Origin of the sequence: Streptomyces sp. NPDC000404 (genome assembly GCF_040300365.1) — a bacterium.
Lineage (GTDB): Bacteria > Actinomycetota > Actinomycetes > Streptomycetales > Streptomycetaceae > Streptomyces > Streptomyces ramulosus.
The window spans coordinates 121,127-135,113 of sequence record NZ_JBEPDN010000006.1; the positions used below are offsets into that span (position 1 = coordinate 121,127).

The following is a 13,987-nucleotide window of genomic DNA, read 5'->3' on the forward strand; positions in this document are numbered from 1 at the left end:
GCGCAAGCAGGTATCTCTGCTCATCGTGGGAAAGGCGGTATCGGACGCCCTCGCTCGTGTGCGCAGGTGCGTCCGGCCGTGTCACCAGGACAAACCCTGATTGCCAGGAGGAGAGTCATGGACGACATCCGCGACACCAACGAAGCCGAGGTCGAAGACCTGGAGCCTGTGGAGGACGAGGAGCTTCCCGAGTTCGCCCTGATGGTCGACCTGCGGGATTGAGTCCGGGCGGCAGTCCGGACCTTGGTGCCGCAGGGCACCCCTCCGCTGTGCGGGGCCGGGCCGTGGTCCGGCCCCGCACACATGCCGTAGCGCCGCGAGGAGAGGTGGAGCGCGTGCAGGTTGCCCCCGATGCGCGGACCGCCGGGGAGGACGGGCGTGCCGTTGCCCGGCTGGTGCGTGCCGGGCTGTGTCGTGTGCTGCCGGAGGGCGAGCTGCCCTCCGATGCCGAGATCACCTATCCGGGCTATCACGCCGCAGCCCACCGGGCTCAGCGCCTCACCCGTCGTGAACCCGCCCGTGGGCTGCTGAACGGTTTCGCGGCCGAGGTGCGCGCCGTCGGCGCCCGGGCCCGGGCCAGCGCGGCACGCACCGCCGAGCGCGACGCGACGGGCGCGTGGCCGGTCGATCTGCCGCCGGCGGAGGAGCATCTGCTGGCGAGCCTGGACCGGGCCCGTACCGCCATCCCGAAACGGCCCGAGCGTGCCGCAGACCTCGCCGCGCTGACCGTCGCCCCCTGGAGCGCGCGCCACGGCGAGGTGTTCGGGGAGGCCGAGCGGGTCCTCGGGCTGGTCTGGCCGGAGATGCTGGCCGAAGTGTCATCCGTGGTCCGGCAGGTGGCATTGCTGGACGGGTGGGGCATCGACGGGTTCACCGACTTCACCGTGCACGGCGTGATCTTCGTCAACGCCGAGCGGGTCGTCCCGGCCGACCACGAGACGGGCTCTCTGCCCCCGCCGTTGCCCCTGGTCGAGGCCCTGGTCCACGAGGGAACCCATAACCGCTGCAACGCTGCGGCGGTGACCGCGCCCTTCCTCACCGGCACACCGGCGGAGCTGCTGCGCACCCCGCTGCGCGCCGACCCGCGCCCGCTGGCCGGCCTCTTCCAGCAGGTCGTCGTCCTCGCCAGGAGTGTGCTGCTGTACGAACGGCTGCTGGCGGCACCGGCGGACACCTTCGGCGGCGGCCGGGCAGCCGTCGAGGCCCGGCGCGACCTGCTCGCCGCCCAGGGCGTTGACGGATGTGCCACCTTGGACGGGCACCGCGACACGCTCGCCGAGCACGGCCGGGACGTGGCCGCGCAAGCCCGCCAGGTCCTCGCAAAGGCCGCGCGATGACGCCCCGGCTCACGGGCGGCGGCCGGCCCTGGCCGGTGCAGACCTTCGTGCCGTTCCCCGCCGCCCCCGAGCTGGTCTTCGCCCGCACCGCCGCCCGCTCCCGGACGTTCTCGGCGAACGACGCGGCGAACGGCTCGCCCGTACTGATCGGCTCGGCGGCCGGAACGGACCGCGACGAGGTGGCGGTACGCGCCCGTGGAGAGCTGGCGGAGCGCGTGGGCAACGTCCTGGCCGCCCGGCAGGCCGAGGCCGGCGGGCGTGGTGCCGTGGTGGGCTCCTACGACGCGCTGCGGCGCCGTGGCGTCCCCGCCCTCGACCCGCTGACCTGGCCCGAACTGCACGGTGAAGCCCGGGAGGTGCGGGCCGCCGAGTTGCTGTGGGTGCCCGGAGAGGCGCTCGGCAGCGGCTGCGAGGTCCTCGTCCCGGCGTGCGCCGTGTATCTGGCGCACCGGCCGCCACCTGGCTGCGCCGCGCCGCTGCGCCCGGGCTCCACGGGTCTGGCCGCCCACCGCACGCGTTCCGCGGCGGGGCGGCACGCCGCTCTGGAGGTGCTGGAACGCCACCTGCTGTGGCACGCCTGGTATGCCGAAGGGCCCCGTACGGTGGCCGATTTCGCGCTGCCGCCACCGCTGCGGAACACGCTGACGGCGCTCGGCACGCCGGCCACGTTCGTGCTGCTGCCCGGCCCCGCCGGAACGGCTTGCGTCGTGGCGTGCCTGCACGCGCCGGACGGAAGCGGGCAGACCTTCGGCGCCCGCGCGGCCTGTTACCCGAGCGGGGACGGCGCCGCGGCGGCGGCCGCCTGCCACGAGGCGCTGATGGTGCGCTGGAGCCTGGGCACGACCGCAGCGCGCGCCGCCTGGCACCGCATGCGCTCGGCCGACGGCGATCCGCCCCACGGGCCGCTGGAACACGCCCTGCACGCCTACCACCGGCAAAACAGCCTCGCCCACCTGCTCCACCGCAGGTCAGCGCCCCCGCCCGAGCCGGCCGGCGGTCAGCTCCACCACCCGGCGGAAGCCCTCGCCGACCTCACCGGGAACGACGTGATCCTGGTCGACACCACCGCGCCCCAGGACCCCGACGGCCCCGCAACCGTCGTACGCCTCGTCGCCCCCGGCGCCCGCCGCCTGCCCGCCGACGAACGCGTCCCGCACGCGCCCGCCGGCGCCCGCACCCGCCTCCCCCACCCCCTGGGCTGACCACTACCACCACGGAGGAAGCATGTCCGTCGACGCCGAACCCACGACCGCACCGCCCGCCGAGGACCCGGACCGCTCGTACGCCAACCGGTTCGCCGCACGGTACGACGACTGGTTCGGCCACGCGGTCCCCGCCCAGGACACCGTCGCCCTGCTCGCCGAACTCGGCGCCCCCGGACCCGTGCTGGAGCTCGGTCCGGGCACCGGCCGGATCGCGCTGCCACTGGCCGCCACCGGCCTGGAGGTCCACGGCATCGACAGCTCACCGGCGATGGCCGCCGAACTGCGGTCCCGGCCGGGCGGCGAGCACATCAAGCTGACGATCGGCGACTTCACCGACGTACCGGTCGACGGCAGCTACTCGCTGATCTATCTCGCGGGCGGGACGTTCTTCGAAATCCCCTCCCAGGAAGCGCAGCTGCGCTGCTTCGAGGCGGCGGCGCGGCACCTGAAACCGGGCGGTGTGTTCGTCTTCGACTCCCTGCTGCCGGAGACGCTGTCCGCATCGCAGTCGGCCGCCGGCCGGGTGCTGCCCACCGCCGACGGCTCCCTGGTCGTACGGCACCGGCAGGTGGACCGGGCCGCGCAGCGCTACGAATCCCACTACCTGATCGCCGACGGCCGGCAGCTGAACCATGTGCACGTCCGCTTCCGCTACGCCGGGTTCGGCGAGCTGGACCTGATGGCCCGGCTGGCGGGCCTGCGGCTGCGCCGGCGCCACGGCGGCTGGGCCGGCGAACCGTTCCACGACAGCTGCACGTACCACGTCTCGGTCTACGAGCACGCCGACTCGCTCTGACCGGGCGCGGGGAAGGACGGCCACCGTGTGGCTCCAGATCACCGTGGCGGGCGCCGCACTGGCGCTGCTCGCCCTGTTCGTCCTGTGGGGCGTGCGACGCGCCCCGCACCGGCCGTTCGCCTGGGGCATGTACTCCGGCTCCTCCAAGGGATACCTGTGGACGCCCGACGGCGAGGGCGGCCGACAGCGGCCGGTGCGCCACCACGAACTGGGGCTGGCCCCGGAGACCAATCTCCTCACCGTCCAGGAACTCAACCGCCTGCTCCGTGCCACCACGCCGCCGCTGCCGTTCGACGGCCTGATCATCGGATCGGCGGGCAACTGGCGCGTCCGCTACGACGGTGGCCCCGGCAGCCGGCTGTACGCGGCCCGCCTCGCCCCCGGCACCGGCCACGCCCGCCTGATCGCAGCCCTCAAGGAACTGCGATGACCTTCCCGCACGCTCTGCCCGCGTCGGTCGCCGTCACCGCCGCGCTCTCCTGCCTCGTCCTCGCCCTCACCTGGCGAGCCGCACTGAACCTGCTCGACGACCGGACCATCCGCCGCAGCTACCCGCGCGCCTGCGCCTACCGCCTCGGCCGGGGCTGGACCGACCCGGACACCCTGGCCGCCGAACGCCGCCGCGCCCTGGCCAAGCTGATCGCCGCCGCAGCACTGCTACCGGCGCTCCTGCTGCCCCCGTCCCGCTGGACGGCCGGCGCCGCGCTGCTGGGCTGCGGCCTGGCCGGCGCCTGCATCCTGTGGGACAAGTCCCCCCGCTACTCCAACATCTGCCTGCTCGTCCTCCTCGCCGTCCTCGCCCTCCACCACGCCACCATCGCGATCGTGGGCGCCCCATTCCCTCAACTCGTCGGCTCCACCGCCTCGTTCTTCGCCGCGCAGATGTACCTCGTGGCAGGCATCCGCAAGATCCGCTCCCCCCGCTTCATGGACGGCCAGGTCCTCATGGACAACATCGCCTCCAACGCCTGGCAGGCCGCCACCGGCAGCCGCGAATTCCTCCCCCTCCCCCGCCTGCCCCAACTGGCCACACTCCTCGGCACCCCGGCATTCCACACCGTCTGCCGCACCGCCGCCCTCGCCACCGCCACCATCGAAATCACCCTCGGCCTGGGAGCCATCGGCCTGTTCCCTCCCACCGCCACCCTCCTGATGGCCGTCCCCACCCACCTCGCCTTCACCGCCATCGGCCCCCGCCGCATCGTCGTCTTCTCCGCCGCCTCCCTGGGCCTGCTACTCCTGGCCCTCCCCTACCCGCTGCTGGCCATCGCGGGCTGGTGAACCACCGCCCAGGGGCACCGAATGCGTCGCGCGAATGTGGCTGCCGAAGCCCCTGGCTGAAGAGGTGATGCATCGGAGCGACACTGCTCGGCCCGGTGGACGCCGTCGATCTTGGGGCGGCAATGTGCGCCCGCACTCGGCATCGGCCGGGCCCAGCCTGTGCACCACCGGCACCTGCACCTGCACCTGCGCCGTCCTGCTCGCCGACCTCTGCTCCCTGGCGTCGGCATCATCCGACCCGGAGCAGCGGAACCCGATGCAACGACCGGGCGGAAGGGCGGAAGCCTGCCCGCTACCAGGAACGGAACGCGTGACGGTCCGCCGACTCCGTTGGCGGACCGTCACGGAAGGTTGCAGCTACCTACACGGTGCGGGGCTACTGCATGAGGAAGCGGACAGCTCCGACCTGGTACACGTGATCGAACCGGTCCCTTTGTTCCGCGTTGACGACAGCGATGCGCTGGTCCAGGTCGCAGGGGTCTTGCGCGTACGGGTCGTACTCGTAGATCTCGACGTTGTCGTCGGTGGTGTTGAGTACCGAATCGGTCAGGTGCGGGTCCCTCAGAGGGATACAGCCCGCCTTCTCCGCGACGTGGTAGGTGCCATGGGGCCCTGTCAGGTAGACCATCGCGCCGGGCTGGGCGGTGGAGGTACCGGCGGACAGTGTGAGTGTGCAGGCGGCGAGGGCTGCCACGGCGGCGGATTTCGGGAAGCGAGTGATCACGGCGTCCTTCCGGAAGGTGTGAGGTTCGCGCACGAGGGTTTGGTTGCTGCGCGAATTCCTCCAAGGCTCCTGAAAAGAAAGAAGGGCAAGCAACGGCGCACTAGGTGCAAACAGCGCATAGGCGATAATCGGTTAGCGCTGCTCACCTCCGCGTCCTCGGGCGCCGCCACTACTGCAGCGCGAACGAGTCCGGCAAGTACGCGGGGCTCGTTCACCGCATGAACGCTCACGCCGTCGCGGGAACATGCGGAGGCGAGGCAGCCTGCACCTCACCCGTTCGGACGGCCGGCCCACCTGATGCTTCATCCGCGGCAAGTCGCCTGCGCAGTATGGATCCGGGGCTGGTAGGTCCAAGCCACGATGACGCTGAGCACTCGCCGCTCCCGGAAGGAAGCCTCGGTGGCGCGGACATACGTCGGCTTCAGCGAGGCGGCCATATGACCCGGCCGGGCGTGAGGGGAAGCGCGATGCAGGCCAGTAAGACCATGGGTCCGTCCACGGCGGACAGGTGGGTGCGCAACGCGCAGGGCCAGAGCCTGGAAGTCTCTCATCAGGGGGCGGGCTCTCCCGTGACGCTGGTGGCGCACAGTGCCATGGGGTCCCTCAAGGAGTCCTGGCGCTACAGTGCCGGCATCCGCGGGACGAAGGTCGCGTTCCACTTTCCCGGCTACGGGGCGTCCACCCATCCCGGGGGCGCCCTGAGCATCGATGTGGTCGCCGACAGCGTGCTGGCCGTCGCCCGCCGGACCGGCGCCGGCCGAGCGGTTGGCGTCTCCCTCGGGGCGTGCGCCGTGCTGCGGGCGATGGCCTGGGACCCCGGACTGTTCCGCCACGTCGCGCTCATCCTGCCGTTCGCGTTCGACAGGCCGGTGCCACCCGCCGTCCAACAGCGCTACGACCGGGCGATCAGCCACGGCATGAACGCGAACCTGCGCGGGGCGGTGGATCTGGTCCGCCCGAGTCTTCCGCCCGGGCCCCGCTTCGACGCCATCGCCCACGACATCGCGCAAGAGGCGATGCGGGCGGGAACCTTCGAGCTGCTGAGCACGATCACCACCTTCGCCCCGGTGCCTGACCGCACAGCGCTGTCGGCCCTGGCCGCACGCGTGCTGGTGATCGGGCACGCGGACGACCCCTACCACAGCCTGAAGGTCGCCACGCAGCTGAGCACAGCCATCCCCACCGCCGAACTGCACACCGTGGCCCCGCGATCCGCACTCACCGACCGAACCGGCATCGCCCGGCGCCTCGCCGACTTCTTCAACGCCGCCACACCACCACAGCCGCGTAGGCGATGAGGCGGCGCCGGAGCGATCTCCGCTGGCCGGGCGGCTCGGAGTGGAAACTGCCGGGCGCACTCCGGTGGCGAGCCGTGTGCGGCGTGGGTGGGCGGCGATCGACATCGTCCTCACACGGGCCGATGGAACGGCTCTCACTTGAGACTGCGATCTGGTGTTTCTTGAAATCGTGTCCGCGGCTTCGACAACCGGGACCCTCATGTCTGCCGCGTCGCTCACCACAGGCTCAGCGGGCGCCCGGCCGCTGCCGCGGTCGCTATGCGCCGCGTGATCTCGGCGTCGGACTCGCCGTTCGCCCGGCCGGCCCGGATGGCCGCGCCGATGGCCCGCGCACGACCGGCCGGGCCGCGGAGGTCGGCGAGCGGACCGTGGGGGTCGCGGCGCCGAGCCAGCCACTCCGCCCGGTTTTCCGCCGGCGTACCGAGCCGGAGGTGGGCGGGCTGCTGGCAGGAGTGGTTGTCGCAGGTGTGGCACACGGTCGGGTTGTCGTTGCCCCAGCCCAGGCGCGGGATGACGCCGTGCGCCAGCTGGTAGCCGTACAGGTGCCCCGGCACCGTCCCGCGACGAGTCCGGCCGGGCAGCGACGCCGCCCGAAAGCTGGCATGCCCGGTGCCCGAGACACCTGCGAACCAGAACCAGCAGCGCGACTCCGAGGAAACCCGGTACACCTTCGCCCAGTACCGGACCCGAACGGATTCGTCGGACAGCCACGCGGCCCACTCGTCCGCAGGAATGCGCACCGGCGACGGCTCCCCAATCAGCGCAAGCTGCTCAGCCGGTGCCGGCCGGGTGCCGCTCGCCGGGAACAGCCCTGGCCCGAAGGCATCGTCCGCCGTCGTCACGCGGCACCGGTGAGACCATCGGCCGGTGACGCAGATGCCTCACCGGGCACCGGTTCAGGGGCCGGCGCCGACGATGGCCGAGGTGCCGGGGAACGGCGTGCGCGGGGACGCTCCGCCCGATCGCGAAGCTCCGCCACCACCTCCTTCGCCCTGGCAGCGGTCACCGGCTTCGCCTCCCGCTCCAGCTCATCGGCGGGCACGTCCAGCAGCCCCGCGATGACCGTGACGTCGTTGTCGAACAGCCGGAGTACGGCCGCCACCGCCTCCCGAGCCGCCAGCTCCGCCACCTCCTTCGCCGCCGCAGCCTCTTGGGCCGCCCGGCGTTTCGACAAAACCTCAGAAGCCGCCAGCTCTTGCGTCTTGGCGTGCAGCGCCTGATTCGCACGGACCCGCCGACGTATCTCTGCCGCGGTCATTCTGTTATCCGGAGTCGCACTCATGGGCACACGGTAAGGAAAGCGACTGGAAAAGTCCCACCTGGATATTCCTGGAATTAGTTTCTAGGAATTAGCTTCATGAATTAAGTCGCCTGCGTGAGGTGCTGTCAGAGAAAAGCGCCTCCGGCGGGTCCTCCCTCGGAGGGGGAGGGGCTGGTCGTTCGGGTGCGGGAGCGTCGTGGTGCGGGTGGGGGCGGGGTTCCCTCCTCGGTCGGACACCCAGGGGGCGTACCAGGAACCCGGACACGGCGCCCAGGCCGAGCCGCTGCGCGGTCGCTACGCGAGCCCGGACGCCGCGCCCGGAACCCTGGTCCGGCGGAGCTGTCCGACCGAGGAGGGAGCCCCGCCCAGGCTCGTTGTGGCCGGGCCCGGCCGGGCGGGTGCGGGTCGGTTGCCGGAAAAGGGCAGGTCAGAGGGTATGGCAGGGTTGCTCCAACCTCTAAAATATGGTTTAATTAATGATGTCGGAAGGGGAGGGCAACCCCCGACCGGCACCGGTGGGCCGACCGGCCACCGGCAATCTCTCTCACTAGGAGCAGAATCATGGGAACTTCCCAGGCTGACGTGAACCCCAAGCTGGCCACCATCCAGGCGCTGCTGGCCAGGGCCGAGGACCCCGCGACTCCCGAGGCGGAAGCCGAACTCGCCCGTACGCGGGCGATGGAGATGATGGCGAAGTACGGCGTGGACGAAGCGCTGCTGAGTGATGGTCAGCCGTCGCGCGACGCGATCACCGACCGGTATATCGACCTGCCCAACCCGTGGTCCATGTCCCGCGTCCGCCTCATGTGCTTCATCGCCGGGGCCGTCGGATGCAGGGCGGTCCACCTGGGCGTTCATGGTGCGGGTGGCAGGCGCCGTGTCCACGTCATCGGATACGAGTCCGATGTTCAGCGCGCCGAGATCCTTTATGTCTCCCTCGTTCTCCAGATGCTCGGCGGGCTCAACAAGCAGATCGTCCCGTTCGGCGTCCGCAGTGCCCGAGCGTGGCGGAACTCTTGGACGATCGGCTTCATCGAGCGTGTCATCGAACGGCTTGAGGCGATCGAGGAAGCTGCCCGCGCCGCCGCCGGTGGGGACACGTCGGCCACCGGCCGCAGTGGCGAACTGGTGCTGGCCGACCGTGACGCCGTGGTCCAGGCCGCCTATCGCCAGGAGCACCCGAACGCGTGCAAGTCGCGCGGCTCGTACAGCGGCAGCGGGTACGGCGACGGCGCCGCCGCAGGTGACCGCGCCGATATCGGAGGTACCCGCCGTATCGGCGTCCGGGCGGCGGGAACGCTCACAGCCTGACCGCGCACGAGAACATGGTTTAACTAATGGTGCCGCAAGGGGGAGGGCAACCCCCCGACCGGCACCCCCGCCGGGGCCGACCGGCCCCGGCGGAACCTCTCACCAGGAAGAGACAGGATCGATGACGAACACCAAGCCCCAGGTCGGCATCCAGACTGCCCCGGCCCCGTGGCCGACCCTCACCGTCGCCGAACTCGCCGCGCATCCCGGCAACGTCCGCGAGGTCGAGGTCCCGGCCGATCTGCTGGCAGGGGTCAAGGCCGATGGCGTCGTGGAGCCGCTGTACGTCGTGCGCACCTACGGCGACGTGCCGCAGATCATCGACGGGTTCCAGCGGCTGGCCGCCGCCGTCGCCGCAGGGCTGGAGAGCGTTCCGTACGCGCCCCGCCCGGTCATCCGGATTGACGTACTCACCCCGCACCCGAAGAACGCTCGTGAAGACCTCGACATCAACGCGCCGTTCGTGGAATCGCTCCGCACTGAGGGGTGCCGCATCCCTGTCAAGATCCAGCGGCTCGACAGCGGAGTCCTCCAGGTCAACGACGGAAACCGCCGCTACCACGCAGCCAAGGACGCGGGCCTTACCCACCTGCCGTACGAGTGGGAGGACGAAGACCGTGATGAGGCGGGCCAGTTCCTCGACATGATCACCACGGCCCAGCACCGTAAGAGCTTGAGCCCGTCCGAGAGGAACCAGGCCATGTTCAGCGCCGCCGAGGCGGGCGCACAGGTCGGCCGTATCGCCAAGGCTGCCGGTGTGCGGCAGAAGGACGTCAAGACCCTGGTCAAGGTCCGGTCCGACGAGAAGCTGAGCGCCGCCGTCACCGGCGCGAGCAGCTACGAGTGGACGTTCGAGCACCTGGCCGCGCTCAACGAGTTCGCCGACGACGCCGAAGCGCTTGCCGCGATCACCGAGGCTGCGGCCGAGGGCGGCGCCGGGTCCCGAGATGTTGACTGGATCATCGCGATCGAGCGGACCAAGCGAGACAAGCGGATCAAGGCTGAGGCCCACCGCGCGGAGCTGGAGGCGGCCGGGCGGAAGATCAGGGATGTCGAGGAGCTGTCCGAGCGGGCGATGCCCGTATGGAGGCTGGGCGGTGTCAGTGCCGAGGAGCACGCCGCCTGCAAGGGGTCGGTGTGGGTGTTCGACGAGCGCCGGGGTGACCGCTACGCGCCCTACTGCTCCGCTCCCGGCCTGTACGGGCACGCCGTGCCCGAGGGCGCCAACGGCACCGGCACGAAGACCGCCGCCGAGAAGGAAGCCGAGCGCGCCGCCCGCGCCGCCGTCAAGAAGGGGAACCTCGACTGGGACGCCGCCGAGGCCCTGCGCCGGAAGTGGATTACCGACCTGATCAAGCGCCGTAATCTCCCGAAGAGCACCGCCAATACGCTGATCGGCCACGTCAACAATGCTCTGCTGAACGGTAGTTGGGGAATCTCTGACGATCTGAACAAAGAGGGGACCACTAAGGTTCTGGCCGGTTTCCTGGGGCTGAACGCCGAGCAGGCCAAGGATCGGGGGGCTTTCGCCGGATGCGTCGCCAAGGACCCTCGCCGGGCACCTCAGCTCCAGTTCGCCGCCATCGCCGCCGTCCGGGAGAAGTGTGCGAACCGGTCAGCGTGGCGGACGGACAGCCAGTACGCCCCGTGGATGCGGAAGCCCACCGGCCGCTGGTTCCAGGTCCTCGCGTCCCTCGGATACCCGCTCACGCCCATCGAGCAGTCGGTTGTGGACGAGGAGCCCTACGACCCGTCGAGGAAGAAGCCCCGAGCGATCACGTCCGGCAGCGAGCAGGAGCCTGGCGCCGACGAGGAGGCGGGCGAGCTGAAGGCCGAGGAAGCCGACGACCCGGCAAGCGACGACGAAGCCGCCGCCTAACCGCCTCAGCCGCCCGACGCCGGGGGCGGGAACCCCTCCCGCCCCCGGCAACCCCAGGAGCCCCCACAATGCCCCGTACCGCTCTGTTCGAGACCCACGCCGACGACCACGGGTGCGGATGCGTCCCCGCCCCCGCCGAGCCCGACCCCGGTGCCACCGCCGACATCATGCAGGCCCGCGCCATTGCGTCCGGACTCGCGGAGTTCGGCATCGGTCCCGCCCGCTGGTCCGCCGCCTACGACCGCCAGGCCGCCGCCGTCGTCCTACGCGTGGACACCCCACGCGGCCTGTACGCACTCGTCATCCCGGCCCCCGGCCAGCCGTTCCCCGTCCGCCACCGGGGCGAACGCGTCGGCGCGCTGGACTGCCGCCGCACGTACGGCACCACCGACAGCTACACCGCCGCCTTGTTCGCCGCCTTCCTGCGCGACCGTGCCGCACTCGACATCCCCGGCCGGGATGCTTGCCTCACCCCCAAGAACATGGTTTAATTAATGGCGTCAGGGAGGGCAACCCCCTCTGACACACGGGCCGCCATCCGGTCCGACCCCGGCCGTACGCGGAGGGCAACCCGCCCGGCCGGGCCCGCGATTCCTCTCTCACCAGCAGGAGCACCCACGATGACCAGCGCAGCCATGCGGTTTTCCATCCCCGCCACGGCCCAATCCCGTGTCCGTCAGCTTGTCGAGGCCACCAACGCCCGCGCCGCCGTCCACCACCTCAGCGCGTACACGCTCGACATCTCCAAGCCGTTCCTCGCCGACTACCACGACATCGACGGCCGCCTGATCGGTCAGCGTCCCACCATCACCGTGACGATCTCCGGTGACGTCCCCCGTCACGACGGCTGGGCCGTCATCGCCCGCCTGGACCATGACGAGGCGGGCGAGACGATCACCAGCGCGTTTCCCGGACTGCCCGAACGGGACGCCGAGGCCGCACGCCAGTACCGCGCCATCGAGAACTTCTGCCACGGGTGCGCCGTTGCCCGCCACCGCACCGCCACCTACCTAGCGCGCCACGAGAACGGCGAGATACGGCAGTTGGGCACGACGTGCGTGGAGCCGTACACCGGCCTGCCGATCAAGGGCCTTGAGGCGCTGTGGCGGTTCGGCACACTGAAGGACTCCGATTGGGACCCCGAGGGGGGCGGCATCCCGGCCGATCTCCGTGTCCCGGTGATCGAGGTCCTGCGGGTCACCGCCGCCATCGTGGCTACCGACGGCCGGTTCTACAGCCGGTCCGAGCAGTGGGCGAACATCCAGCCGACCGCCGACACCGTCGAGGCGTACTTCTTCGACCGCAAAGCCCCGCAGGCATGGCGAGACGGCATCGACGCCGACGCCGATGCGCCGAGCACCGCCGCCGCCGTCCGGGCGTGGGCCGTCCAGGGATACGGCAGCCTCTCCGACTACCGCCACAAGGTCGGCCAGCTCGCCAAGGCGGAAACGGTTGACCCGCGCCACCTGTCGACGCTCGTGTCCGCCATCGCGGGCTGGTACCGCGACCAGGAAAAGGAGGCCACCGAGCGAGCCGCCCGGAACTCCCGGCCGCAGGGCACCGTGGGCGAGCGCATCACCACCACCGCCACCGTCACCACCGTGATCGAGCTGGAAGGCCGGACGTACGGCTACCACACCCAGCGCCGCCGACTGGTGAAGTTCCAGGACGGCGACGGCAACGTCTTCGTCTGGTTCAGCTCCGCCGCCGACGTCCCCGACCAGGGCGACGAGGTCGAGTTGACCGGCACGGTCAAGGACCACTCCACCTACGGTGAGACCGCACAGACCGTGCTCACCCGGTGCCGCGTCGCCGCACGCGAACCGGTCGCCGCGTAGGAGCAGCACCAGGCCGGGCAGGAGCCGCCGCCCGGCCGGGCCCCGGCCGCCGGGCCGTGGGGTGGGCGGCATCGAGCCGCCCACCCCACGCTCCGCCCACTGCCGTCCGGGGCCGCCCGCGTCGGCGGCCGGCCCCGGACACCGGCCCCGTACGAAGGGCGTCCCTCCGGGACGGCCCAGCCTGGCCCGGCTCGCGGCCGGCCGGAACGTCCGGGCCGCAGGCGGCCCTCCCGCCCCGACCGGACGCCGGCCCGAGGGCGTGCCCTGCGGGCACGGCAGCACTGTCCATCGCGCTCCGCGCGACCACAGGCGGCACTTCCCCGACGTCGGAACGACGCACCGCCGACCACACCACCGAAAGACCCGAGGAACACCCCCATGCCCGAGAACTCGTCCGCAGTCCCACAACAGGCCGCCACCGCCCCCGACACCGGAGCGGGCAGGCTCATCGTCCCCGCGACCGAGACCACCACCGTTCTGACGTACCGCGTCGGTTCCCCGGACATCCAGTGCCGATACCCCGTGATCGTTGGCGAAGACCAGGTCATCGGCCGTGCCTACAGGTGGCACCGGGACTGGTTCGTCCTCACCACCGCGGGCGAACGCAACCTCCGGCGCCCGCCGAAGGGCACCCCCGGCACCGACATGGCCGCCGCCCATCTCGCGGAGCAGTACGCCGCCGGTCTGATCGGCGCCGTCCCCCTGGACCAGGTGCTCGCCGAGGCCCCCACCCCGCTGTGCGGGCCCGTGCCCCTCCTACACCCCCGGATGCCCGCCAACGAACGCAACATCGAGAGCGCGCAGATCGCGTTCGCGGGACTCGCGGCCCACAACTGGCGAGCAGTCCTCACCGGGTTCCCCGGCAGCGACAACCACTGGTACCTCAGCTGCGAGCTGTGCCCGTGGGAGGGCCCGAAGTTCTGGTCGCACCTGCGCGGGCGCAACGGAGAGCCGCCGAGCGCGCGCCGTCACAAGGGCGGGTGCATCGGAGAGGACAAGGTCCGCCGGTTGATCCCCGCCTACAAGTAGCAGCTCGACCGAGGGGCGGCGGCCGCGC

At 71.4% G+C, this 13,987-nt stretch carries 14 protein-coding genes; 11 read left to right on the plus strand and 3 right to left on the minus strand.

Features of this window, described 5'->3' with window-relative positions; genetic code table 11:
- The first annotated feature begins 335 nt into the window (after positions 1-335).
- The 5 genes from ABT345_RS12905 to ABT345_RS12925 are packed head-to-tail and all read left to right on the plus strand — an operon-like array spanning position 336 to position 4,619.
- Complete coding sequence (locus ABT345_RS12905; RefSeq protein WP_345078192.1) at positions 336-1,337, plus strand: aKG-HExxH-type peptide beta-hydroxylase; 1,002 nt, start codon at positions 336-338, stop codon at positions 1,335-1,337.
- Complete coding sequence (locus ABT345_RS12910) at positions 1,334-2,539, plus strand: YcaO-like family protein (RefSeq protein WP_345078189.1); 1,206 nt, start codon at positions 1,334-1,336, stop codon at positions 2,537-2,539. The genes ABT345_RS12905 and ABT345_RS12910 overlap by 4 nt, the downstream gene beginning before the upstream one ends.
- A 22-nt stretch (positions 2,540-2,561) precedes the next feature.
- Positions 2,562-3,338 carry a class I SAM-dependent DNA methyltransferase gene (locus tag ABT345_RS12915; RefSeq protein ID WP_345078186.1) on the plus strand — a complete coding sequence of 259 codons (777 nt, stop codon included), beginning with the start codon at positions 2,562-2,564 and terminating at the stop codon, positions 3,336-3,338.
- Between the two features lie 25 nt (positions 3,339-3,363).
- Complete coding sequence (locus ABT345_RS12920) at positions 3,364-3,768, plus strand: hypothetical protein (RefSeq protein ID WP_345078183.1); 405 nt, start codon at positions 3,364-3,366, stop codon at positions 3,766-3,768.
- A complete protein-coding gene (locus tag ABT345_RS12925) occupies positions 3,765-4,619 on the plus strand; it encodes a hypothetical protein (protein ID WP_345078180.1) in 855 nt (284 codons plus the stop codon). Before ABT345_RS12920 ends, ABT345_RS12925 begins: the two co-directional genes overlap by 4 nt.
- 376 nt (positions 4,620-4,995) lie before the next feature.
- On the opposite strand, the gene ABT345_RS12930 is transcribed toward ABT345_RS12925, so the two are convergent.
- Positions 4,996-5,343 carry a hypothetical protein gene (locus tag ABT345_RS12930; RefSeq protein WP_345078177.1) on the minus strand — a complete coding sequence of 116 codons (348 nt, stop codon included), beginning with the start codon at positions 5,341-5,343 and terminating at the stop codon, positions 4,996-4,998.
- Positions 5,344-5,810: 467 nt separating this feature from the next.
- Here ABT345_RS12930 and ABT345_RS12935 point away from each other — a divergent pair, with 467 nt between their 5' ends.
- Positions 5,811-6,641: an alpha/beta fold hydrolase gene (locus ABT345_RS12935; RefSeq protein WP_351322005.1), complete on the plus strand. Its 831-nt coding sequence runs from the start codon at positions 5,811-5,813 to the stop codon at positions 6,639-6,641.
- A gap of 215 nt (positions 6,642-6,856) precedes the next feature.
- On the opposite strand, the gene ABT345_RS12940 is transcribed toward ABT345_RS12935, so the two are convergent.
- Together ABT345_RS12940 and ABT345_RS12945 are read right to left on the minus strand one after the other, a co-directional pair.
- Positions 6,857-7,483 (minus strand): HNH endonuclease family protein, encoded by a 627-nt coding sequence (locus ABT345_RS12940; protein ID WP_345078171.1) that lies wholly within the window; start codon positions 7,481-7,483, stop codon positions 6,857-6,859.
- Positions 7,480-7,923 (minus strand): hypothetical protein, encoded by a 444-nt coding sequence (locus ABT345_RS12945; protein ID WP_345078168.1) that lies wholly within the window; start codon positions 7,921-7,923, stop codon positions 7,480-7,482. The genes ABT345_RS12940 and ABT345_RS12945 overlap by 4 nt, the downstream gene beginning before the upstream one ends.
- 561 nt (positions 7,924-8,484) lie before the next feature.
- Between ABT345_RS12945 and ABT345_RS12950 the strand changes: the two genes are divergently transcribed.
- The 5 genes from ABT345_RS12950 to ABT345_RS12970 all read left to right on the plus strand — a co-directional run bounded on the left by ABT345_RS12950 (position 8,485) and on the right by ABT345_RS12970 (position 13,959).
- Positions 8,485-9,213 carry a DUF2786 domain-containing protein gene (locus ABT345_RS12950; RefSeq protein ID WP_345078165.1) on the plus strand — a complete coding sequence of 243 codons (729 nt, stop codon included), beginning with the start codon at positions 8,485-8,487 and terminating at the stop codon, positions 9,211-9,213.
- Between the two features lie 121 nt (positions 9,214-9,334).
- The gene (locus ABT345_RS12955; RefSeq protein WP_345078162.1) at positions 9,335-11,092 is read left to right on the plus strand and encodes a ParB/RepB/Spo0J family partition protein; all 1,758 of its coding nucleotides are present in this window, start codon (positions 9,335-9,337) and stop codon (positions 11,090-11,092) included.
- Positions 11,093-11,160: 68 nt separating this feature from the next.
- A complete protein-coding gene (locus ABT345_RS12960; protein WP_345078159.1) occupies positions 11,161-11,583 on the plus strand; it encodes a hypothetical protein in 423 nt (140 codons plus the stop codon).
- 129 nt (positions 11,584-11,712) lie between these two features.
- Positions 11,713-12,930 (plus strand): single stranded DNA-binding domain-containing protein, encoded by a 1,218-nt coding sequence (locus ABT345_RS12965; protein ID WP_345078156.1) that lies wholly within the window; start codon positions 11,713-11,715, stop codon positions 12,928-12,930.
- 378 nt (positions 12,931-13,308) lie between these two features.
- Complete coding sequence (locus tag ABT345_RS12970) at positions 13,309-13,959, plus strand: hypothetical protein (protein WP_345078153.1); 651 nt, start codon at positions 13,309-13,311, stop codon at positions 13,957-13,959.
- Positions 13,960-13,987: the final 28 nt, after the last annotated feature.

Coding starts and splice junctions, on each gene's coding strand:
- ABT345_RS12965 (WP_345078156.1), top strand. CDS start 11,713: ATGACCAGCGCAGCCATGCGGTTTTCCATCCCCGCCACGGCCCAATCC.
- ABT345_RS12925 (WP_345078180.1), top strand. CDS start 3,765: ATGACCTTCCCGCACGCTCTGCCCGCGTCGGTCGCCGTCACCGCCGCG.
- ABT345_RS12955 (WP_345078162.1), top strand. CDS start 9,335: ATGACGAACACCAAGCCCCAGGTCGGCATCCAGACTGCCCCGGCCCCG.
- ABT345_RS12915 (WP_345078186.1), top strand. CDS start 2,562: ATGTCCGTCGACGCCGAACCCACGACCGCACCGCCCGCCGAGGACCCG.
- ABT345_RS12935 (WP_351322005.1), top strand. CDS start 5,811: ATGCAGGCCAGTAAGACCATGGGTCCGTCCACGGCGGACAGGTGGGTG.
- ABT345_RS12910 (WP_345078189.1), top strand. CDS start 1,334: ATGACGCCCCGGCTCACGGGCGGCGGCCGGCCCTGGCCGGTGCAGACC.
- ABT345_RS12970 (WP_345078153.1), top strand. CDS start 13,309: ATGCCCGAGAACTCGTCCGCAGTCCCACAACAGGCCGCCACCGCCCCC.
- ABT345_RS12960 (WP_345078159.1), top strand. CDS start 11,161: ATGCCCCGTACCGCTCTGTTCGAGACCCACGCCGACGACCACGGGTGC.
- ABT345_RS12945 (WP_345078168.1), bottom strand. CDS start 7,923: ATGAGTGCGACTCCGGATAACAGAATGACCGCGGCAGAGATACGTCGG.